18 protein-coding genes are annotated in these 21,191 nt (G+C 56.3%); 8 read left to right on the top strand and 10 right to left on the bottom strand.

What is annotated here, in order from left to right; all coding sequences use genetic code 11:
* Positions 1 to 21: 21 nt before the first annotated feature.
* The 6 genes from arnD to EKL29_RS19140 all read right to left on the bottom strand — a co-directional run bounded on the left by arnD (position 22) and on the right by EKL29_RS19140 (position 7,130).
* On the bottom strand, positions 22 to 906 hold the full coding sequence (gene arnD, locus EKL29_RS19165) for a 4-deoxy-4-formamido-L-arabinose-phosphoundecaprenol deformylase (protein ID WP_120454133.1): 885 nt from the start codon (positions 904 to 906) through the stop codon (positions 22 to 24).
* Positions 903 to 2,882 (bottom strand): bifunctional UDP-4-amino-4-deoxy-L-arabinose formyltransferase/UDP-glucuronic acid oxidase ArnA, encoded by a 1,980-nt coding sequence (gene arnA / locus EKL29_RS19160; RefSeq protein ID WP_126690452.1) that lies wholly within the window; start codon positions 2,880 to 2,882, stop codon positions 903 to 905. Before arnA ends, arnD begins: the two co-directional genes overlap by 4 nt.
* Positions 2,882 to 3,865, bottom strand: coding sequence for an undecaprenyl-phosphate 4-deoxy-4-formamido-L-arabinose transferase (arnC, locus tag EKL29_RS19155; protein ID WP_120454130.1), 984 nt, complete (start codon positions 3,863 to 3,865; stop codon positions 2,882 to 2,884). Before arnC ends, arnA begins: the two co-directional genes overlap by 1 nt.
* Position 3,866: 1 nt before the next feature.
* Positions 3,867 to 5,003, bottom strand: coding sequence for a UDP-4-amino-4-deoxy-L-arabinose aminotransferase (arnB, locus tag EKL29_RS19150; RefSeq protein WP_120454128.1), 1,137 nt, complete (start codon positions 5,001 to 5,003; stop codon positions 3,867 to 3,869).
* 752 nt (positions 5,004 to 5,755) lie between these two features.
* Entirely contained in the window at positions 5,756 to 6,160 is a 405-nt protein-coding gene (locus EKL29_RS19145; RefSeq protein WP_120454126.1) for a cupin domain-containing protein, read from the bottom strand.
* Between the two features lie 220 nt (positions 6,161 to 6,380).
* Positions 6,381 to 7,130 (bottom strand): SDR family NAD(P)-dependent oxidoreductase, encoded by a 750-nt coding sequence (locus EKL29_RS19140; RefSeq protein WP_120454124.1) that lies wholly within the window; start codon positions 7,128 to 7,130, stop codon positions 6,381 to 6,383.
* A gap of 300 nt (positions 7,131 to 7,430) precedes the next feature.
* On the opposite strand from EKL29_RS19140, the gene EKL29_RS19135 reads away from it, so the two are divergent.
* The 7 genes from EKL29_RS19135 to EKL29_RS19105 all read left to right on the top strand — a co-directional run bounded on the left by EKL29_RS19135 (position 7,431) and on the right by EKL29_RS19105 (position 14,196).
* Positions 7,431 to 8,315 (top strand): LysR family transcriptional regulator, encoded by an 885-nt coding sequence (locus tag EKL29_RS19135; protein ID WP_240629442.1) that lies wholly within the window; start codon positions 7,431 to 7,433, stop codon positions 8,313 to 8,315.
* Between the two features lie 140 nt (positions 8,316 to 8,455).
* Positions 8,456 to 8,857 carry a nuclear transport factor 2 family protein gene (locus EKL29_RS19130; protein WP_120454121.1) on the top strand — a complete coding sequence of 134 codons (402 nt, stop codon included), beginning with the start codon at positions 8,456 to 8,458 and terminating at the stop codon, positions 8,855 to 8,857.
* Positions 8,858 to 9,273: 416 nt separating this feature from the next.
* Positions 9,274 to 10,164 (top strand): putrescine export ABC transporter permease SapC, encoded by an 891-nt coding sequence (gene sapC / locus EKL29_RS19125; RefSeq protein WP_126690451.1) that lies wholly within the window; start codon positions 9,274 to 9,276, stop codon positions 10,162 to 10,164.
* Positions 10,164 to 11,159, top strand: a complete 996-nt coding sequence (gene sapD / locus EKL29_RS19120; RefSeq protein WP_120454118.1) for a putrescine export ABC transporter ATP-binding protein SapD — start codon at positions 10,164 to 10,166, stop codon at positions 11,157 to 11,159. Before sapC ends, sapD begins: the two co-directional genes overlap by 1 nt.
* Positions 11,160 to 11,963 carry a putrescine export ABC transporter ATP-binding protein SapF gene (sapF, locus tag EKL29_RS19115; RefSeq protein ID WP_120454116.1) on the top strand — a complete coding sequence of 268 codons (804 nt, stop codon included), beginning with the start codon at positions 11,160 to 11,162 and terminating at the stop codon, positions 11,961 to 11,963.
* Positions 11,964 to 12,081: 118 nt separating this feature from the next.
* Entirely contained in the window at positions 12,082 to 12,870 is a 789-nt protein-coding gene (gene fabI / locus EKL29_RS19110) for an enoyl-ACP reductase FabI (RefSeq protein ID WP_120454114.1), read from the top strand.
* A 198-nt stretch (positions 12,871 to 13,068) separates the two neighbouring features.
* Complete coding sequence (locus tag EKL29_RS19105; RefSeq protein ID WP_126690450.1) at positions 13,069 to 14,196, top strand: oxidoreductase; 1,128 nt, start codon at positions 13,069 to 13,071, stop codon at positions 14,194 to 14,196.
* Here EKL29_RS19105 and EKL29_RS19100 read toward each other — a convergent pair.
* Positions 14,172 to 15,089: a LysR family transcriptional regulator gene (locus EKL29_RS19100; protein ID WP_120454110.1), complete on the bottom strand. Its 918-nt coding sequence runs from the start codon at positions 15,087 to 15,089 to the stop codon at positions 14,172 to 14,174. The genes EKL29_RS19105 and EKL29_RS19100 overlap by 25 nt on opposite strands.
* A gap of 2,489 nt (positions 15,090 to 17,578) precedes the next feature.
* Between EKL29_RS19100 and EKL29_RS19090 the strand changes: the two genes are divergently transcribed.
* Entirely contained in the window at positions 17,579 to 17,716 is a 138-nt protein-coding gene (locus tag EKL29_RS19090; RefSeq protein ID WP_120454108.1) for a protease FtsH-inhibitory lysogeny factor CIII, read from the top strand.
* 485 nt (positions 17,717 to 18,201) lie between these two features.
* On the opposite strand, the gene EKL29_RS19085 is transcribed toward EKL29_RS19090, so the two are convergent.
* The 3 genes from EKL29_RS19085 to EKL29_RS19075 form a co-directional block, all read right to left on the bottom strand.
* On the bottom strand, positions 18,202 to 18,915 hold the full coding sequence (locus EKL29_RS19085; RefSeq protein WP_126690461.1) for a YoaK family protein: 714 nt from the start codon (positions 18,913 to 18,915) through the stop codon (positions 18,202 to 18,204).
* A gap of 306 nt (positions 18,916 to 19,221) precedes the next feature.
* A complete protein-coding gene (locus EKL29_RS19080; RefSeq protein ID WP_120454107.1) occupies positions 19,222 to 19,431 on the bottom strand; it encodes a hypothetical protein in 210 nt (69 codons plus the stop codon).
* Positions 19,432 to 19,481: 50 nt separating this feature from the next.
* Positions 19,482 to 21,068, bottom strand: a complete 1,587-nt coding sequence (locus tag EKL29_RS19075; RefSeq protein WP_126690448.1) for a PTS transporter subunit EIIC — start codon at positions 21,066 to 21,068, stop codon at positions 19,482 to 19,484.
* Between the last annotated feature and the right edge of the window lie 123 nt (positions 21,069 to 21,191).

Here is a 21,191-nt window from a genome sequence, read left to right as displayed (position 1 = left end):
TGCAAATAAATACCGTGACGTTCAGCCCTGACAGCCCAGCCAGCCTTCGCGTCCGGGGATGTGACCGCGGACGACGCGGCCTCGCGGCAGCGTGCTGAGATCGGCGGGCAATAGCTCACTGAGCGGGCAGAAGTGGATACCCTGATCTTCTGCGCGTTTCAGCAGTTCTGCGAAAGCGGATAATCCGACAATGCCTTCAACCTCGGCATGAATGGTGTAAACCGGCGAGCCGGTGGCAGCCAGCATCTGTTCGAGGATAAAGTCGTTGAAGCCTGCCACACTGACCTGCTGGCCGACCACTTCGTCCCAGGTTGGCAGCGTAACCGGCACCTGCACCGTGCCGTTGCTGCCGTCGCTGAGCTGCGGAATAAAGGGCCCGCTGCCGCGGCAGTCGCTGTTATAGAGGAAGCCAAACTGCTCTTTGGCATCGACCACGCGCGTATCGGCGCGCCAGCCCGCGACCGCCGAACAGGTGACAGTGTCACCTGTTATCGCTTCGAGGGCCGCTTTGCCCCGCGCAATCTGCTCGGTCAGCTTTGCCTGCGGCCAGACGCCCGCCCAGGTTTGCCAGGCGAAATGATCCCAGGCATGCAGGCCGATTTCGTGATGCTCGGCCGTAGCGCGAATAATGTCAGCCAGCCCGCGCCCGATATCCCGCCCCGGCCAGGCGGTGCCGGCCAGCAGAATATCCCAGCCGTAGAGCGAGGCTGCGCGCGAGCGCAGCATCTTCCACAAAAAGCGCGGCTTCATCAGACGCCACAGGTGGCGTCCCATGTTGTCCGGCCCGACGCTGAAAAAGAAGCTGGCCTGCAGCTGATGCAGACTGAACTGCTCCAGCAGCGCCGGGACGCCCAGCTTCGTACCTCGCCAGGTGTCGACATCGACGCGCAAACCGACTTTCTTCATGGCTTGTCCTGTAGCTCAACGGTGCGCAGGAAGAAGTCCAGCGTGTTGTCGATGGTGGTATCCATCTCTACCGTCGGCGTCCAGTTCAGCAGACGGCGCGCGTTTTTGATCGACGGCTTACGGTGCTCTACGTCCTGATAGCCCTTCCCGTAATAGCTGCTGCTCTCGACTTCGCGGAAACCGGCGAACGGCGGGAAACGGTCACGCAGCGGATGGCGTTCGAAGCTCGCCAGCAGACGCTCGGCCAGCTCTTTGATGCTGGCTTCATTGTCCGGATTGCCGATATTAACGATCTGGCCGTCGCAGTTGCCGTTTTTGTTTTCAATGATGCGGAACAGCGCTTCAATGCCGTCACGAATATCGGTGAAGCAGCGTTTCTGCGCGCCGCCGTCGATCAGTTTGATCGGCGAACCTTCCACCAGATTAAGGATCAGCTGGGTGATAGCACGCGAGCTGCCGATACGGGCGGCGTTCAGGTTATCGAGACGCGGCCCCATCCAGTTAAACGGACGGAACAGGGTGAAGCGTAATCCCTCTTTTTCGCCGTATGCCCAGATAACGCGATCCAGCAGCTGTTTCGACACGGAGTAGATCCAGCGCTGTTTGTTGATCGGGCCGACCACGAGATTAGAGTGATCCTCGTCGAAGTGGTTGTCGGTACACATGCCGTACACTTCCGAGGTCGACGGGAAGATAATGCGCTTTTTATACTTCACGCAGTCGCGGATGATCTTCAGGTTCTCTTCGAAATCGAGTTCGAACACGCGCAGCGGGTTGCGGGTGTACTCAATAGGCGTGGCGATCGCGACCAGCGGCAGCACCACATCACATTTCTTGATGTGGTATTCAATCCACTCCGAGTGAATGCTGATATCGCCTTCAACAAAGTGGAAGCGCGGCTGATCTAGGAAACGGCTGATCGCATCGGAACCGATATCCAGCCCGTAAACCTCAAAGTTATCATCCTGCAGCAGGCGTTCAGTTAAGTGATTGCCGATAAAGCCGTTAACGCCGAGGATCAACACGCGGGTGCGTCGTTTGATCGCGGCGACCGGCTGCGAATAGAGCAGCGCGCCCGGCACCATGCCGAGGTTTTGCGCCAGCTGGCTGCCGTTCATATAGACGCCGTTATCGCTCTGACCGGTCAGCACTTCCAGCGCGCCTTCGCCGCAGGCGATCAGGAAAGGATCGACCGACAGCACGGTACCCGGCTTCGCTTTTGGCGCATCCACATGCACGCGCCCTTTCCATACGACAAACTTCAGCGTACCGGCAAAGGCAAACGCGCCCGGCCAGGGATCGGTTACGGCGCGCACCAGGTTATTCACCGACTGCGCAGGCCACTCCCAGTTGATACGTCCGTCTTCCGGCGTGCGGCGGCCGACCACCGTGGCTTCGCTGTCGTTTTGCGGCGTGGCGGAAATTTCGCCGCGCTTCATCGCCGGTAATACGCCGTCCAGCAGCTCCGTCGCGCAGGCGACCAGCTTGCGGTGCAGCGCCAGCGCGTTGTCCTGTTCATCAATCGCCACGCGCTGCTGTACAACGATATCGCCAGCGTCGGCGCGCTTCACCATGCGGTGCAGCGTCACGCCGGTTTCGGTTTCGCCATTAACCAGCACCCAGTTAAGCGGCGCGCGACCGCGGTATTTCGGCAGCAGCGAGCCGTGCAGGTTAAAAGCGCCCACCCGGGCGGTTTTCAGGATGTTGTCGCTCAGCAGCGCACGGTAATAGAAGGAAAAAATAAAGTCAGGCTGCATCGCTTTAATACGATCGATCCACAGCGGATGGCTGGCATCTTCCGGTGCGTAAACCGGGATGCCCTGCTCCGCCGCCAGGCGCGCCACGGATGGAAACGCATGGCTTTCAGGCGAGGTGTCAGCATGCGTGAAGATGGCGCTGATTTCATAACCGGCTTTCAGTAGCGCGCTAATGCCCGCACAGCCCATTTCGGCGTAGGCGAAGACGATGGTTTTCATTACTCGGATTCCTGTACTGAAGAAGCTTTTTGCTGTGGGTGAACAACACGCTGGATAAAGTAGCGGGGACGCGCGCGGACATCGTTATAGATACGGCCGATGTATTCGCCAAGCAGGCCCATGCCGATAAACTGCGCGCCGACAAAAATAAAGAGTACGGCGAACAGCATGAACACGCCGTCGCCCGCCCAGCTGGCGCCGAGAAACAGACGCAGCACGATCAACACCAGCGAAAAGGCGAAACCGGCCAGCGCGATCAGGCTGCCGATAATGCTCAGCAGACGCAGCGGCGTGGTGGTCAGACAGGTCACCAGGTCGTACATCAGGTTAATCAGCTTCATAAAGCTGTATTTAGAGTCGCCGAACTCGCGCTCGGCGTGGGTAACCGGCAGTTCAATGGTGCGGCGGGCGAAGGTGTTGGCGAGAATAGGAATAAAGGTGCTGCGCTCGTGGCAGTTAAGCATCGCATCGACAATATGACGACGATAGGCGCGCAGCATACAGCCGTAATCCCCCATCGCTTTGCCGGTGACGCGCTGAATCAAATGGTTAATGGCGCGCGAGGCGCGGCGGCGGAACCAGCTATCCTGACGGTTCTGGCGAACGGTGCCGACCACGTCATAACCCTGCTGCGCCGCCTGCACCAGTTTCGGGATCTCTTCCGGCGGGTTTTGCAGATCGGCATCCAGCGTGATGATCAGATCGCCTGAAACATGGCTGAAACCCGCCATAATGGCCGAGTGCTGACCATAGTTGCGGTTCAGCAATACGCCGACCACATGGCTGCCGGGCATATCGGCGGCATCGTTGATCATCTGGGCGGAGCGGTCGGCGCTGCCGTCGTCCACCAGCAGGATCTCATAATCGAGCCCAATCAAGCTGCAGGCCGCATCCGTACGGCGCACCAGCTCCGCCAGGCTCTCTTCTTCGTTGTAAACGGGAATAACGACGGAAACTTTGCGAATCGCTTTTTCTTCCTGCATCTCAGACTCCAGCTATGTGACGCAAGGCGTCAATGACGCGGGTGACATCGTCATCATGCATATCCGGAAACAGCGGAATGGAGCAGATACGATCGCTGTTCCATTCGGTGTTGGGCAGAGAGAGCTGCGGATAGCGTTCGCGATAGTATTTGTGGGTGTGCGCGGCGCGGAAATGCAGGCCGGTGCCGACATCCTGCGCTTTCAGCGCTTCCATCAGCGCATCGCGGCTGAGGCCGCACGTCGCTTCGTCGACGCGAATGATAAACAGATGCCAGGCGTGCTGATGAGCCCATGTCGGTTGCGATAGCGGCAGGAACGGCGTGTCGGCTAATTCGCGCAGATAGCGCTGAGCGATCGCCTCGCGGCGCGCATTGAAGGCAGAGAGCTTTTTCAACTGCACCAGCGCAATAGCCGCGCTGATATCCGGCAGGTTGTACTTGAAGCCAGGCATAATCACTTCCGCCTGCGGCTTGCGGCCGTGGGTATGGCGGTCATACGCATCGACGCCCAGACCGTGGAATTTCAGGCTGCGCATGCGATCCGCCAGCCCGGCGTCATCGGTAACAATCAGCCCACCTTCGGCGCAGGTCATGTTTTTGATGGCGTGAAACGAGAAAATGGCAGTACCCGTACTGCCGACATGGCGTCCCTTGTAATAGCAGCCCGCCGCGTGCGCGGCATCTTCAATTACCGGGATATTGTAACGCTTGCCGAGGGCGTGAATCGCATCGCTGTCTGCCGGCGCGCCCGCGTAATGCACCGGGATAATGGCGCGGGTGCGAGGCGTGATTGCAGCTTCGATTTGTTCGGGAGTAACCATCAACGTATCGCGATCGATGTCGATCATTACCGGCGTGGCGCCCAGCAGCGTGATGATATTGATGGTGGAAACCCAGGTCAGCGAGGGTGTGATGATCTCGTCACCGGGCTGAATATCCAGCGCCAGCAGCGTAACGTGCATACCCGCCGTTGCGGAACTCACTGCGATAGCGTGTTGATTACCCGTAAGCTGGCAAAAAGCCTGCTCCAGCGCAGCATTCTGCGGGCCAGTGGTGATCCATCCCGATTCAAACACCGCTTTTACCGCAGCCAGCTCTTCTTCACCCAGTGAAGGCCGCGAAAAAGGAATAAATGACATAGTTAGATTCCATCAATTTAAGTTGTTCAAACGTAAAACAGTTAAGCACCGCCTGGAGAAATAAATATTACAAACATGAAGCAATTGTTTCTTTTTAGCGTAATTTTGTTGAATCTCACTATGGCTCCCGTTTGCAGAGAGTCGTCGGAGAAATAATGCTGAGAAAACCTTAAGACAGCCTTAAAGAGGCTGCAGGTTTTTTTCATCTGGCGTGGAAGGTAAAGCAAGAACAACTTAAAGGAGATGATGCTAATAACCCGCGCTCGATTTTATCTTTTATTTGAGCATTTCGTGTCATATGCGTTACTAGTGTATATGTTCTTTCGGCAAGATCAACTAACAGGTGAAAAGTTCATTAAAAACAGAGGCTTTTTTTATTAGCAATGGTTAGCGCACGCTCGAAAAAAACCGTTAAAAAAATCTATTTTTCAATTGTTTATGATTGATTTATTGATTTAGCGTCACGCTTTTGATTCTGTTTTTCGCCAAAAGCACCCTGCGCAAACTTTAACCATTCGCCTGCATTCTTATCGGCGTGTAAACAATGATTAAACCGTAAATAGCGTCTGACCTTTAGCAAAGAGTTATTTTGGAATACAAATGATGAGGCAGGATGTAAAGACAACGCATTGATACGCGGCTGGCTGCCGCGCAAAAGAACGTAACTTAATACGCCGGCTTATTAATGCATTCTTGTGCTAATTTACTTTGCCCGCTAAGTAAAGAAGCGATCCTTTTACGGGCTCGCTCTGTCAAAATTCCGCTTCCTCTCCTGGCAGTGGCAGAGAAAGTTCCTGACCTTCAACGCCAGCGTAGAAAATAAGTAATTCAGTCGGCTCTTCGCTGGTATAGCCGCGATGCGCGCTGTCGATCGTTTCATTAAGCGCCTGCCCCGCGCTAACGCTAAAGCGTTCACCGGTGTGCTTATCTTCAACGGTCAATTGACCAGACAGAATATAAGCGGTATTGGGCATGGGATGTGTATGCCAGGGGAGCTCGCTGTGGGCAGGCAATGACATACGCATCACCGATATCTGCGGCTTGCCTGCCGGATACGCCTTATATGCCTGACCGTTCCAGGCGGTTCCACTTTGCAACACCAGCGCATGTTCGATATCCGTCGGGCTTTTGTCTGCTGGCTGCTTCTTCTCCGTCATGACTGCTCCTGTGAGTTTAGGTCTGTTCGAGTGTAGCTGCCCTCTGTAAAACCGCACTTTTGCAGGCTCAGCCAGCGGGTCGAGCGGCCGCTGCGCACGCGATAAAAAGGAAAGGCCGCATTAAGCAGCCTCTGCAACAGATTTCAACGCCCTCCCTGAGCCCGATATTCTCCTCACTCTTCAGGCCTGACAGCCTGATCAAAGATGAAAAGCGTAACCATTAAACCTGCGCCAGACCGCCATCCACATAAAACTCCGCGGCATTAATAAAAGCAGCATCGTCAGAGGCAAGAAACGCCACCGCTTTGCCGACTTCTTCGGGCTCGCCCAGTCTGCCGAGAGGGACCTCCGCGGCCAGCACCTCAAACAGCCCCTGGCGATGTTCTTCCGGGACCAGACCGCCCAGACCTGCGGTGCGGATCGGGCCAGGGCTGACAACGTTCACCCTGATACCGCGATCTTTTAAATCGAGCGCCCATGAGCGGGCAAAGTTCCTCACCGCTGCTTTACTGGCGCTATAAACGCTGAAGTTCGCTGTGCCTTTAACTGCGGCAGTCGAGCCCGTCAGGATAACCGATGAACCCTTGTTAAGGAGAGGCAGCGCCTTCTGAACGGTAAAAAGCAGCCCGCGCACGTTCGTGCCGAAAATGCGATCGAAGTGCTCTTCCGTAATTGCGTCAAGCGGCATCATATCCCCGCCGCCGGCATTGACGAACAGGATATCAAGTCGTCCTGACTCGCTGGCGATGGTGGCAAAGACCTTATCCAGATCGGACAGACGGGAGGCATCGGCGCGGATACCGGTCGCGGCCGGTCCAATCGCCGCTACCGCAGCGTCAAGCTCCTCCTGGCGACGGCCGGTGATATAGACCTTTGCGCCCTGTGAAGCCAGCTCCTGCGCCGAGGCCAGACCAATGCCTGAACTGCCGCCGGTCACCAGCGCGATTTTATTTGAAAGTTTATTGCTCATCATCTGTTTCCTCAGGTTAAGGCACGCATATGCCTGTTGAATGTCATTTAAAGTTTCAAGCTGAACATCGCTAAAAATTCAGTGCTGCTCTGCATGGCGGAAGAACGGCGTAATCCGGCAATTCCTTTTCCGCCTGATAAAGAGTTAATGGCTGCCGACGGCGTTACTGACTAAGAGAGACCGGCGGCTGTGGCGACAGAAGAAGCATATCGACGAACTATATTTTTCAAAATAGAATGATTTAAAACTCATCGTTGCAGATTTGAAATGAACAGATTCCCCGATTTCGAAGGACTCGCGATGTTCGCGAAAGTAGCTGAGGAAGGATCGTTCGCCGCCGCGGCGAGAGTCATGGGCGTCTCCGTCCCAACGGTATCGCGCGCCGTCGCCCGGCTGGAGGAGAGGCTGGGCGGCAGACTGTTTAACCGCACGTCGCGGCAGGTGGCGCTGACGGAGTTTGGCCAGAGCATGGCCGCGAAAGCGTCTGAAATTTACCGGCAGGCGGAGGAAGTCGAAAGCGAGGCGCACGAGCTTGCGGTACAGCCGCGCGGTCTGGTGCGGCTGGCGGTGCCGATGGCCTTCGGGCTACGCTGGATTGCGCCGCTGTTGCCGGAGCTAATTCACCAGTTTCCCGAACTCAGCGTGGATTTGCACCTCTCGGACGCGTCGGTCGATGTGATCGCCGAAGGCTTTGATGCGGCGCTGCGCATTGCCGCGCTGCCGGATTCGTCGCTGGTTGCGCGTCGCTTATGCGCGGTAACACAGTTTCTGGTGGCGGCCCCTTCCTATATTGCTCGCCATGGCGCGCCGGAACACCCCAGAGCGCTGACGTCGCGTCCCTGCTTCAGCTATGCGTACCGCGCGCGCAGTCAGGTATGGCGCTTTACGCATACCTCCGGCGTGCATGAAGATATCGTTCCGAATGGACCGCTGCGGGTAACAAACTCAGACGCCCTGCTGCCACCGCTGCTCGAAGGGTTAGGCATCGCCGAACTGCCGGAGTTTATCGCAGCGGAGTATCTGCGCGATGGCCGCCTGGTACGCCTCCTTGATGAATGGTCGATGACGCAGGGCGGGCTCTATTTCGTTACTCCAACCGCACGCAGCCGGCCGCTCAAGGTCAGAGTGCTTTCCGACTTTTTTGCCCAACGTCTGAGCGAGCCAGAGTGGCGCTACGTGCCCTGAAAGCAACATCAGAAGGATGATTACATAAATGAAATGATAGGTTTCATCCTTTGCTGTTTTGTACACTCCTGAAGTTAATTAGGCTGGTGTCAGGCCCGCAGCATTCTGTCGGCCGTTAACCACTTCAGGAGCCTTTGCCCATGAAAACAGCCATACAGCTACTGCAACTTTATCTGGATTCAATACGCGATCCCCGCGCCGCTGCGGCACTTTTCGCCGCGGATGGCGTGCTGGAATTGCCTTACCTGAAAACGCTCGGCCTGCCGCATCGTGCCCAGGGCGCGCAGGAGATCGCATCCTTTATTGCTGGCCTGCTGGAGAAAGTGCCCGATTTCCGGTTCCGTAATATTGAGTTTTTGATCGATACGCCCACTCAGGCCTTTGGCGAATACAGCGTCGAAGCGGGTATTGCAGGCACCGACCGCGTCTACAGGCAGACCTATGCCGGTCGCCTGGTGGCGGAAGCGGGAAAGATCAAACTGCTGAGGGAGTCACTTGATACGCTGGCCGCCTGGCGCGCCTTTTCCGGCGAACAGAGCTGAGCCTTAATCTGAGATCAGGCCCCGGTTTCTTTCCTCTCTGCGGAAAAGAGCGCCCCGCTCTTTTCCGACCCATATCGCCTTCTTTCTGCTCGCTTCTGGCTGGCCTGAAAGCGCAGAAGCTGACCTTCTGCTATCCCTGAATGAAATTGCTGCCGCCGTTCCCTTGCCTGTAAGCGGGTTATCGACGGATAATCCTCTGTGGCGAGCGGCGCGCACCTGCGCCTTTCGCTCTCTGCTGACTTCTGCACTGTGTACGCTCCCTTTTCGTATACGCAAGCGTGGCAACTGAATCCGTACCGCCGTTCCTGCTACGCGCAGTACGACACGATAACGCTGAGAACCTGAGCAACACATTGATATGACAGAAAATTGTAAACCGATGCACCCTATCCAAACCAACCCTCAAGCGACTGCGTATGCCCTACGATAATGTCTATGCCGAGAAACGCCTGCCCGGCGCGTTTCGCCGCAGCTGGCACCACTTTTATCGCAACACGACCGCTATGATCGGCCTGTATGGCTTTGGCGCGCTGCTGTTCCTCTGCCTGTTTGGCGGACTGCTGGCACCCTACGGTATCGATCAGCAATTTCTCGGCTATCAACTGCTGCCGCCCTCCTGGTCGCGCTACGGCGATGTTTCCTTTTTCCTTGGCACCGACGACTTGGGCCGCGACGTACTGAGCCGTCTGCTGAGCGGCGTGGCGCCCACCGTCGGCTCCGCCATTCTGGTGACGCTGTTTGCGACGCTGTGCGGACTGGCGCTCGGCGTGCTGGCGGGCATCACCCACGGTTTACGCTCGGCCGTTATGAACCACGTGCTGGACACGCTGCTGTCGATTCCGTCGCTGCTGCTGGCGATTATCGTGGTGGCGTTTCTAGGTCCGCGTCTGGAGCATGCGCTGCTGGCGGTCTGGCTGACGCTGTTGCCGCGTCTGGTGCGCGCCACCTATAGCGCAGTGCATGACGAGCTGGAAAAAGAGTATGTGGTGGCCGCGCGCCTCGACGGCGCCACCAATATCGATATTCTGCGGCACGCGATTCTGCCCAACGTGCTGCCGATGCTTATCAGCGAAGTGACACGCTCGCTGTCGCTGGCGATCCTGGATATCGCCGCGCTCGGCTTTCTCGACCTCGGCGCGCAGCTGCCTTCGCCCGAATGGGGCGCGATGCTCGGCGATTCGCTGGAGCTGGTCTATGTCGCGCCCTGGACGGTAATGCTGCCGGGCGTGGCGCTGATGATCAGCGTATTAATTGTTAACCTGCTGGGCGACGGCATTCGCCGCGCCGTAGAGGCGGGAGTGGAATAATGCCATTACTCGATATTCGTAATCTGACCATTGAATTTATGACCGCCGACGGCCCCGTGAAAGCGGTGGATCGCATCAACCTGACGCTTATGGAAGGCGAAGTACGCGGCTTAGTGGGCGAATCGGGCTCGGGCAAAAGCCTGGTGGCGAAGGCGATCTGCGGCGTGACCAAAGATAACTGGCGCGTTACCGCCGATCGTATGGTGTTTGACGATATCGACCTGCTGCGTCTGTCGCCGCGCGCGCGCCGCCGCATCGTCGGGCATAACGTCTCGATGATTTTCCAGGAGCCGCAGTCCTGTCTCGATCCTTCGGAGCGCATTGGCCGCCAGCTGATGCAGGCCATTCCGCGCTGGACCTACAAAGGCCCCTGGCTGCGCCGCTTCTGGTTCTGGCGTAAAACCCGCGCCATCGAGCTGCTGCACCGCGTCGGCATCAAAGATCATAAAGATATTATGCGCAGCTTCCCCTATGAGCTGACCGAAGGCGAATGTCAGAAAGTGATGATCGCCATCGCGCTGGCCAACCAGCCGCGACTGCTGATCGCCGATGAGCCGACCAACGCCATGGAGCCGACGACCCAGGCGCAAATTTTTCGCCTGCTGAGCCGCCTTAATCAGAATAACAACACCACTATTCTGCTGATTAGCCACGACTTACGCACCATGAGCCAGTGGGCGGATCGCATCAACGTGATGTACTGCGGGCAGACGGTAGAAACCGCGGGCAGCGACGACCTGATGACCACGCCGCACCATCCTTATACGCAGGCGCTGATCCGCGCGATGCCCGATTTTGGTCGTTCGCTGCCGCACAAGAGCCGTCTTAATACTCTCTCCGGCGCCATCCCTTCGCTGGAAAGCCTGCCGATCGGCTGTCGACTCGGCCCGCGCTGTCCTTATGCGCAGCGCAAATGTGTTGAAACTCCGCGTCTGAGCGGCAGTAAAACGCACCTGTTCGCCTGCCACTTTCCGCTGAATATGGAGGAGCAGTAGATGGAAACGCTGCTTGAGGTGCGCAATCTGAGCAAAACCTTTCGCTATCGCACCGGACTCTTTCGCCGTCAGCACGTCGAGGCGGTAAAGTCAGTGAGCTTTATCCTGCGCGAGAAGCAGACGCTGGCGGTTATCGGGGAGAACGGTTCCGGCAAGTCGACGCTGGCGAAAATGCTGAGCGGCATGGTGGCGCCGAGCGCAGGCGAAATCCTGATTAACGATCATCCGCTGGAGTTTGGCGACTATGGCTACCGCAGCCAGCGCATCCGCATGATATTCCAGGATCCCTCGACCTCGCTTAATCCGCGCCAGCGCGTTAGCCAGATCCTTGACCTGCCGCTGCGGCTGAACAGCGATCTGCCGCCGGAAGCGCGCGAGAAGCGCATCATCGCGACATTGCGCCAGGTAGGTCTGCTGCGCGATCACGCCGGATACTATCCGCATATGCTGGCGCCGGGACAGAAGCAGCGTCTTGGCCTGGCGCGCGCGCTGATCCTGCAGCCGAAGGTCATTATCGCTGACGAAGCCCTCGCCTCGCTCGATATGACGATGCGCTCCCAGCTGGTCAATCTGATGCTGGAGCTACAGGAGCAGCACGGCATCACCTATATTTATGTGACGCAGCATCTCGGTATGATGAAGCACATCAGCGATCAGGTGCTGGTGATGCACCAGGGGGAAGTGGTCGAGCGCGGCGGCACCGCCGACGTGCTGGCTTCGCCGCTGCACGACCTGACTAAGCGGCTGATTTCCAGCCATTTTGGCGAAGCGCTGACGGCGGAAGCCTGGCGACGGGAACGCTGATACAGGTTGGTTTACCCCATTTGCCTGAGACGTGCTAGAATCCGCACGTCGATTAACGCGGTCGCCTGTTTTTTAACCAATGCGGCCGCCAACAACAATGACCATAAGGATTACAGCTATGGGTTTTCTTTCCGGTAAGCGCATTCTGATTACTGGCGTTGCCAGTAAACTCTCTATTGCCTACGGAATTGCGCAGGCGATGCACAAGCAGGGCGCAGAACTGGCTTTCACCTACCAGAACGACAAACTGAAAGGTCGTGTGGAAGAGTTTGCTAAAGAACTGGGTTCAGACATTGTTCTGCCGTGCGATGTGGCCGAAGACGAGAGCATCAAATCGCTGTTTACTGAACTGGCAAAAACCTGGCCGAAATTTGACGGTTTCGTTCACTCCATCGGTTTCGCCCCGGGCGACCAGCTGGATGGCGACTATGTGAACGCCGTTACCCGTGAAGGCTTTAAGATTGCCCACGACATCAGCGCCTACAGCTTTGTTGCGATGGCGAAAGAGTGCCGCGAGATGCTGAACCCGGGCTCCGCCCTGCTGACGCTCTCCTACCTGGGCGCAGAGCGCGCGATCCCGAACTACAACGTGATGGGTCTGGCAAAAGCGTCGCTGGAAGCGAACGTACGCTATATGGCGAACGCAATGGGTCCTGAAGGCGTGCGCGTGAACGCCGTTTCCGCCGGCCCGATCCGCACGCTGGCGGCATCAGGCATCAAAGATTTCCGTAAGATGCTGGCGCACTGCGAAGCGGTTACCCCGATTCGCCGCACCGTTACCATCGAAGACGTCGGCAACTCAGCGGCGTTCCTCTGTTCTGACCTGGCCGGCGGCATCACCGGCGAGATCGTTCACGTTGACGGCGGCTTCAGCATCGCCGCGATGAACGAGCTGGAACTGAAATAAGTTGTAAGGGCGAGCCTGGCTCGCCCTCTCTTTTGCTGCTCACTTTCCCCGCCTTATAGCTACCGGCTATTAATTATCACCGATCGATCTTTTGCCCTTCTCTACCGTTAAGCGACGATAAGCCAGCCCCCGGGCGCGCGTCACGGTTTCGGATTCACGCCATGCGCGACGTGCCAGTTATTTGCAAAAGGAATAACCATGGAACAACGCCGCTATCCTGGCCATCACCACTGGTTTTACGAGAGCCAGACCAGCCCGCACGCCATCCAGGCTGAGCCGCTGGTTCCCGAAGCAGCCCTTATCAACGACCGTTTCCTGCTCGGTTTACAGCAGGAGGCCAGCGCGCTTCAGCCGCTGCTGCAGGCCAGCCAGCCGATGCTGCTGGCCTCGAGAGATCTCAGCCAGCTGCTGTTTCCCGATCGCGTGACGGCGACGCTGACCCATACCCTGACCCTTTACGATCGACTCAGCACCGCGCTGACCGTCGCGCAGATCGCGGGCGTGCAGCGCCTGTGCAATCACTATTCGGCGCGCCTCAATCCCCTGCCCGGCCCCGACTCTTCGCGGGAGAGCAACAACCGCCTGACCCAGCTGACGCAGTATGCGCGCCAGCTGGCGATGCAGCCGGAACTGATTAACGCGGCGGCGCTCCGGGCGCTGGACGCCGTGGGCCTGACCGAGCCGGATATCGTCACGCTGAATCAGATCGTCGGCTTCGTCAGCTATCAGGCGCGCGTCGTCGCCGGTTTGCATGCGCTGCTGGCGCTGCCGGTGCGCTGGCTGCCGGGCGTAACGCCGCCGCCTGATGCCAGCCGCGACGGCTTTGCCGAGAGGCAGACGTGGAAACCCGGTATTAAGCCGCTGGAGCTGCGCTACGCCAGCGCCGAGCAGCTTGCCGCCGTCACCTTTTGCCAGCCGCATCCCGAGCTCGCCGATACGGTCTGGCTGCTGGCGCACGACGCCGCCGCGCTCTACGGCTGGCAAACGCTGCGCCAGCGTATCGTCCCTGCCGCGTTTACGCCGCTGGCGGAGGCGACCTGCGCCCGCACGCTCGGCTGCCGCTGGGCGTTTCAGTTTTTCCCGGTCGAGGTACGCAATACGCTGCTGGAATCCGTGGATGAGGCCGCCAGCCAGCCGACGACGCAGGGCCGCGTTGTGGCGCTGGCGGCGCAGCTGACGCGCTCGCCGGAGCGGTTCAGCGCGGCGCATCTGCAACCGCTGGTCGCAGAAGGCTGGCAGCCGGAAGCGCTGTTCGCCCTGATTCAGGCGGTCGCGATCGGCAACTGGAACAGCCGGCTGTTTTACGCCATGGGTGAAACGACGTAGCTTTCGAGGTGGCTGCGCGCCTCGTCGAAGAAGTGTTGTGACAGCGGCGACGCGCGGCCCGGCTCGGCAATGACCAGCGCCGCCTGGCGCGCCATATGGGTAATGGTAATCGGCCGCTGCGCCATGCCATTCAGCATCGACGGCAGCAGATGGCCGACAGGCGACACCAGCACCCCCAGCCCTACCTGCGCGCTCTGCACCAGCTCAAGAATAGCGGCGCTCTCTACCATTACCTGCGGCGTCAGACCCGCTTCGCGGAAAGCCATATCCAGATAGCGGCGAAAATAGCGCGTCGGCTCCGAGAGGCAGAGCGGCAAGGCAGCGAGCGCGGCCAGCGAGAGAGGCTCATCGCTGACCAGTTCGGGAAACTGCGCGGGATCGAAAATCGCTTCTACCCCGCGTTCAGGCAGGAACGCCGTCTGAAAATGCAGCTCACGCAGCGTCGCCAGCTCGAAAAAACCGATGCCAACGTCAACCGTGTGGCTGTTCAGCGCCTCCAGCAGCTGATCGGCGCTCAGCGCAGCGATACGGTAGTTAAGCTGCGGATAGCGGTTCTGCACCTTTTTCAGCAGCTCCGGCAGCGCCACGCTGCACTGCGGCATCACCCCGATGCGCAGCGTGCCGTTGACGCCGTGCTTCAGTGACTCCACTTCCAGCTTTAGCCCCTGATAGACCGAGACGATTTCCCGCGCCCACGCCAGCACGCGGTCGCCTTCCGGCGTAAAGCCGACAAAGTTATTGCTGCGGTTGATCAAAGACAGCCCGAGTTCGCGTTCAAGATTTTTCAGGCGCATTGAGAGCGTCGGCTGGCTGACGAAACTGGCCTCCGCCGCCCGGCCAAAGTGGCGCTCACGCTCAAGGTTGCAGAGGTAAATTAACTGTTTAATGTCTATTTTCTTTACCTATCAATCGCTTAACAAGGTTTTCTGTGTGTAAAAATAAAATTATGTCCTGACAGGTGTACTAAATAAAAAAATGCCTGTGTAACTTACCTTTGATCTTCAGGTAGGGCCGCCGGGTTGTCAACGTGAAGCCCAAAATGAGACGGAAGCTGCCACGCTCAGATCGTCGGCCGAACTTATTGTTATCATCGACAATCGTCGCAGTAACTTTACCTGGCACGATAATTCTCTCCATTACCTCTCCTTCCATCGTTTCGCGGTCTGGCATTTCGATGCGAAAGCTGCTCGCCGGGTTTTTTATAGTCGGATTACGATTAGGTTGACTCAAGCAGGCTTTTTAAGCCTCAGGTAACACAATGATACAGCTCACAAGTCCGCCACTCATAAAGGATTTACCTGGGCCGCGAGGGTAATATCACCTTGTAGCACACAGCAAAGTGTTGCGAACGATAAGAACAAGACACGCATTTGCCCGCCATTGAGCGGGCTTTTTTATAGAGTTGCCCTGCCCTTTGTTCTGATTTTTAGCCGCTCATCTAACTGCTTAATTGCTTCATTTTTTACGCGCAGGGAAAGGATTTGTTTTGCTCTTTGGTTGCCGACGCCTCTCGTGCTTGTCGGGACTCGCGATTACTGCCCCAATACAGGCGGGTAATCTTCTCGGGTAAAGAGGTACGGTAAGCGCACGGTTGAGGCCAGATGAAAAGGCGGGGAAAAAAGCCATCGAGCTCGACACCAAAAAATATAGCTTGCACCATCCTGCCTTCATACAGATTTACTTAAAGACAGTCACGCCAGGTATGCCTTAGCCTCGCCACTATATCCACATCTAAATGGATCTAATATTACAATAAAGCCTCCCCTTGCAGACGCGCATTCTGCATGTTATTTTTTTATTAATGCCTTAGCAACTTATCGTTAATTTGCAGTATATTCAAAGCATTGCGTTTGTCACCCCCCTTTTAAATAGCCATTCTTAAAGCTTACCTGGAAGGTGAGGATGCCCTCAATAACATTACCAGACAATACAAGAGGCCCCGAAAAGGCTCGTAGCAGTGCTCTACCACGGTTGCCCGCTACCGTTCCTCGCGTAGCGGGCTTTTTTAAAGACGCAGCGTGCATGCATCTAATAAAACGATGTGATCATCCCGCAGCCTGCTCAGATGGGCGCGGTCTACCTCTGCCCCGTCGCCGGGGCTTTTTTATACGTCACGCTTTTCGCTCCCCTGAGCTTGAGCCTGCATCTGATTTACTATCTCCTGCTGACGAAGGTTGTATGGTGAATTAACGGCGAGAAGTTGAGGTAACTAAGCGGCCCTGGTGAGAAAAACGCGACCGTAGTCGCGTCCGTCAGTTACTTTTGCGTTGGTTGCGGCAGCCCAGGAGTAGGCCGTGGAATTGCATGGTGAGGTATGATCTCTTTTCTGCCCATTTATCGGCCATTACTTCTTCGGCGTTTGTGCCGGTGAGGGTTTTGGCTGTATTCGAGGCGGTACAGGGTCATTTGTAAAGCCCTGATGTTCGCTCATGTATTTCCCTCTGATTGCCTGTGGAAAGTAAGGAAACCACACGCCGGGCGTGGCTAAATATCCCGACTTTTTTACCAGCAGGTCGCTCAGGCGGCTTTTTTTACGCCCAAATTCAGGAGAGGGAGAGGAGTAAAGAGACAGGTGGCTGCGCGTTTCCTTTTACAGCAACAGAGAACACAGACTAAAAGCATGTTGAAGGTGGCATGCAATTGCGTGATTACTTCGCAACCAGGGCGATGCAATCAACGTTGTCAGAGCCAGAGGGCTCATCCCAGAATAATAAAACCTGTGCCCGAAATGCCTGCCGGGTTGCCAGCGCAATGCTCGCAGCGCGCGGCCAGTACCTGCTGACAGAAGAGAAATGGAACGGGTGGCGGGCCTCCCATCACCAGATAGTGACTGTTGTAACACCGTTCACGCTCGTTTTGTATTAATCCTGATCCTGAGGTTCGCTTGGTGTCCTTTCCCGGCCTCCGTCAGACCGATGCTCGTCGTTATTTATCAAGCATGAGTCAGGAGTCAGATAGGCCCCACATTTTGCGCAAGCAGCACCATGCCTGGTTTGCCTGCGTTGGCAATAATTCGTAAAGACAAACTTCCTGCAACCGCAATGAGGGCAACAAAAATTAAGGTTACACATTCTACCTCCCTGGGTACGTAACCAGTACCAACAGCTAGATAACGCTCAATCCAACCATTAAATCCATATATATAGCTAACTTAGATCAAATTATAAGTTTTTTAAACCAGAAATTTAGCATTGTACACATCTTATGATTTGTACCTAAAAAGAGTGATACCGCAAAAGAGATGGAGTAGTCAGCTCAGCGGTGGATTCGCACCAGCGCATTTCGGTGCGAAAGAGCGGAGACAAATCATTAGCCCAACAGGAATGTCTGGGCCTTTTATTTTCGTCAGCCTTTGCCTGAACAACTAAACAGGAATCCCACGATGACATTTTTTATCGTGGATGGACCCATCGTGGGCTTCACCCAGTTCGAAGAGTCATTTTTAGAACGGATCACTCGCCGCCTTCGTGCGTGCTTGCGCAGCCTTATCGACACGTTAAATCAAAGGGGCCAGCCATGAAGATTCACGACTTCCAGAAAGCGCAGGAGTTGCTCATCTGTTCGGTGATAACCGATTTTATGTACTAACACAGGTAGAGATTTTCACGGGTTCAGGCATGACACTGGAGGATGCAAAGTGATTATGCAGGATGAAAACTGGTCTCTGGATTGTTGTGTGACGCGGCTTGCGGGAAATGTGTCGGGATCAAAGGAGATAAGTTGTTATCAATAAACTGATTACAGAGGAAATTAACTGTTTAATATTTATTTTCTCTACCTGTCAAGGTCATAACAAGGATTACTGAGTGTGTTTAAATTAAGTACCAGATGCTGCACTAAATAAAAAATGACCTCTTTTCAGACGATCTTCCGGCAGACATTATAGTGATGTCAATGTTGCAGCCTGATGTGCCGAAGCGCCCAGATCCTCTCAGCCCCGGCACTTTCCACCCTGAAACAGATGAACCTGTTGCCTCTGCATCGCTTCATGAAAGATCGCAGAAATTACCGTCGGGGCTGGCTGAAGATAGTATGTAAGGCCAGCAGCATAAGCATAAGTCCGATCAAAATGATAAAAAGATATCCCAGCAGACGATAGAGCCATATACCGGCCACGCCGCCTGTCAGGAAAGAGAAGAGCGTTAGGGCATGGAGTTTCAGACGGTCAAGATAAAGCGGCGCGTACTCAGGAGACTCTTTGCGTCTCAGGATATCGAACAGCATCGCCAGCTCGATGCCGATATCGGTCGAGGTTCCTGAAACATGGGTGGTTCTTACCCGGGCGTTCGATATCCTTGTCACCACCGCATTTTGCAGCCCCATCAGGAAACTCAGGCATAATATCAATACGACCCCAGGTGAAAGCGGCGTTAGCCAGGTTTCAACGACGCCGAGACCAACCAGTCCCGCTCCCTCAATCAAGATATTCAATGCGTAGACCGTGCGTATCTTTCGCCTGCGCCCGATATTAATAATGACCGTTGAGAAAGCGGAGCCGGCGATAAAAACAGAGATAACCGACAGAAAAAAGATGGCCGGAGCCATATTGGCTTTAGCAAGATGATCTGAAAGCGATGAAACGTTTCCTGTCATATTGGCCGAGAAAAAGCCTACAACTTCAAATGCTGCGGTATTGAGCGCGCCAGCCACGGCGGCAAGCGTAGAGGCGAGTCGGATATCCGCTGAGGTGCTGCGTAATTGTTCAGTGCTGATCAGCATAGCGTCTGCAGTGCCGGAAAAACGTAGCGCTATGATCCTCTTATCCGGTCTCAGTGACAAGCTGACAAACGCCAGAGCGCCAGTTTTCATTTGGCCAGCCCGCCGCACTTTCATAGTGCGTGTACACCGCTGAAAAGAAAAAGCGTCGGGGTCTCCTGTCAGGACCAGAGAAGATAAAAAGCGCATTCGCAGCGCGAGATGAAGGCGGGAACGTCGGCGTAGCGGCTGGAAAAGGTCGTGATACAGCTCCCACCATAACTAATCTGGTCAGCCAGGTGGGAACCCGATATGGCTGCGCGCTAAGCGCTATTTTTTATCCCGATCCTGATAGGGATCTTTCTTGTCATCGTTATGGTCATCGCGGGTGCGAGGGATTTCGCCGTGCTCATTGGGCGCGTCGACCGCCGGATGATCGTCCTCTTCATAGGCGTTGCCGACGTGCGGCGTGCTCTCGGGGGCGCTCTTGCTCACGTCGCCTTCCTGTTTACGTTCTTCATTGGTTTTATGTTTAAACATTTCCGTCTCCTTGTTCGCTTCCGGTCTGTTAAGTGTAGACGTAAATCGTTTCACGCCACGCCGAGCGCGCTTTTCACTTCGTTAGCGATCTTTTCGACCTGCGGGCCATAGATAACCTGGATATCGTGCTCGCTGACGCGATTGATGCCGTTGGCACCGGTGGTGAGCAGCGTCTGATCCACTACCTCTTTCATATCTTTGACCCGCACGCGCAGGCGGGTAAAGCAGCAGTCGACATCCTCAATATTGGCCTCTCCCCCGAGACCGCTGATAATGACTCTGGTGCGCTCACCCGCCGCCACCTGCTGCGGTTTTTCATCGTCGGACTCGCGTCCCGGCGTCTCGACGCCCATGCGCGTGATAATAAATCGAAACCCGTAGTAGTAGAGCGGCGCATAGAGCGCGCCGAGCGCCAGCGTCCACCACCAGTGCGTTTTACTGCCGCCGAGTATGCCAAATACCACCAGATCGATTACGCCGCCCTGCACGTTACCGATCATCAGGTGCAGCATCGACATCAGCATAAAAGAGAAACCGGTAAGCAGCGCATGCATCAGATAGAGCACCGGCGAAACGAAGATAAAGCAGAACTCCAGCGGCTCGGTAATGCCGGTAGTGAACGAGGTCAGCGCGCCCGCCATCATCAACGCCTTGACCCGCTGTTTATGTTCAGGGCGCGCGGTGTGGTAGATCGCCAGCGCGGCGGCCGGCAGACCAAACATCATGACCGGGATCTTGCCCTGCGCGAGAAACTGAGTGGCGTTGCGCAGCGTGTCGTCAGGCACCGATCCGGGATGGGTCAGCGACGCGTTGAAGATATTAAGCGCCCCCACCAGCGTCTGCCCATCTACCGTGGCGATGCCGCCAATGGGAGTGAAACGCACGGTTTCGTTGAGGATATGATGCAATCCGGTCGGGATCAGGATGCGTTCCGCCGTCCCGAGCAGAAAGGCGCCGTACTGCCCGCTTTTGCCGATCATCTGACCGACCCAGGCGATACCCGCGCCGAGCGTCGGCCAGATCAGCGCCAGCAGCACACCCACCAGCGGCAGAAAGACCACGGTGACGATAGGCACGAAGCGACGTCCGCCGAAAAAACTGATAGCAGTCGGCAACTGTTGGGTATAGAAGCGATTATGCAGCATCACCGTCAACAGCCCGGCAATAACGCCCCCCAGCACGCTCATGTTGTAGGTGAAGATGCCCAGCATCTGGATATATTCCGCCGAGGTCATCATCGCCGCAGTCTGATCCATACCCGCCTTTTGCAGCGCTTCCGGCGTGGTGGTTGCCGCCGTCAACCCTTTCGCCGCCAGCGTGGCGTTGATGCCGACGTTCATAGCGATATAACCGATAACGGCGGCGAAGGCGGCCGTCGGCTTCTCCGCCTTCGCCAGACCAATGGCGCTGGCCACAGCGAAAAAGACCGGCAGGTTGGCAAAAAGCGCGCCCGCCACTTTACGAATGAAACCGATAATCAGCTGCGGCACCTGCATCTGAGCAAAGGCGTCGCCGGTAATCGCCGGGTTCTGCATCGCGGCCGCGAGGCCGAGGAAGATCCCCGCCGCCGCGATCACCGAGATCGGCATCATTAAGGCTTTGCCAAATGCATGGATCTGACTGGTGAGCTGTTTCATGGGGTGCGCCCTTTCAGAGAAGAAGGTGCAAGTATTGACCCGATGCGCCAGTAACTCCCGTTATCGCCAGGTTACCAGAGAGTAAAATTTGAGCAGCATCACAATTACGCCTGTGCCGCGATA

Origin of the sequence: Pantoea sp. YU22 (genome assembly GCF_003970755.1) — a bacterium.
In the GTDB taxonomy this organism is placed as follows: Bacteria; Pseudomonadota; Gammaproteobacteria; order Enterobacterales; family Enterobacteriaceae; genus Pantoea; species Pantoea piersonii.
The sequence above is the reverse complement of the archived record's forward strand: the minus strand, read 5'-3'. Positions and strand labels throughout refer to the sequence as shown.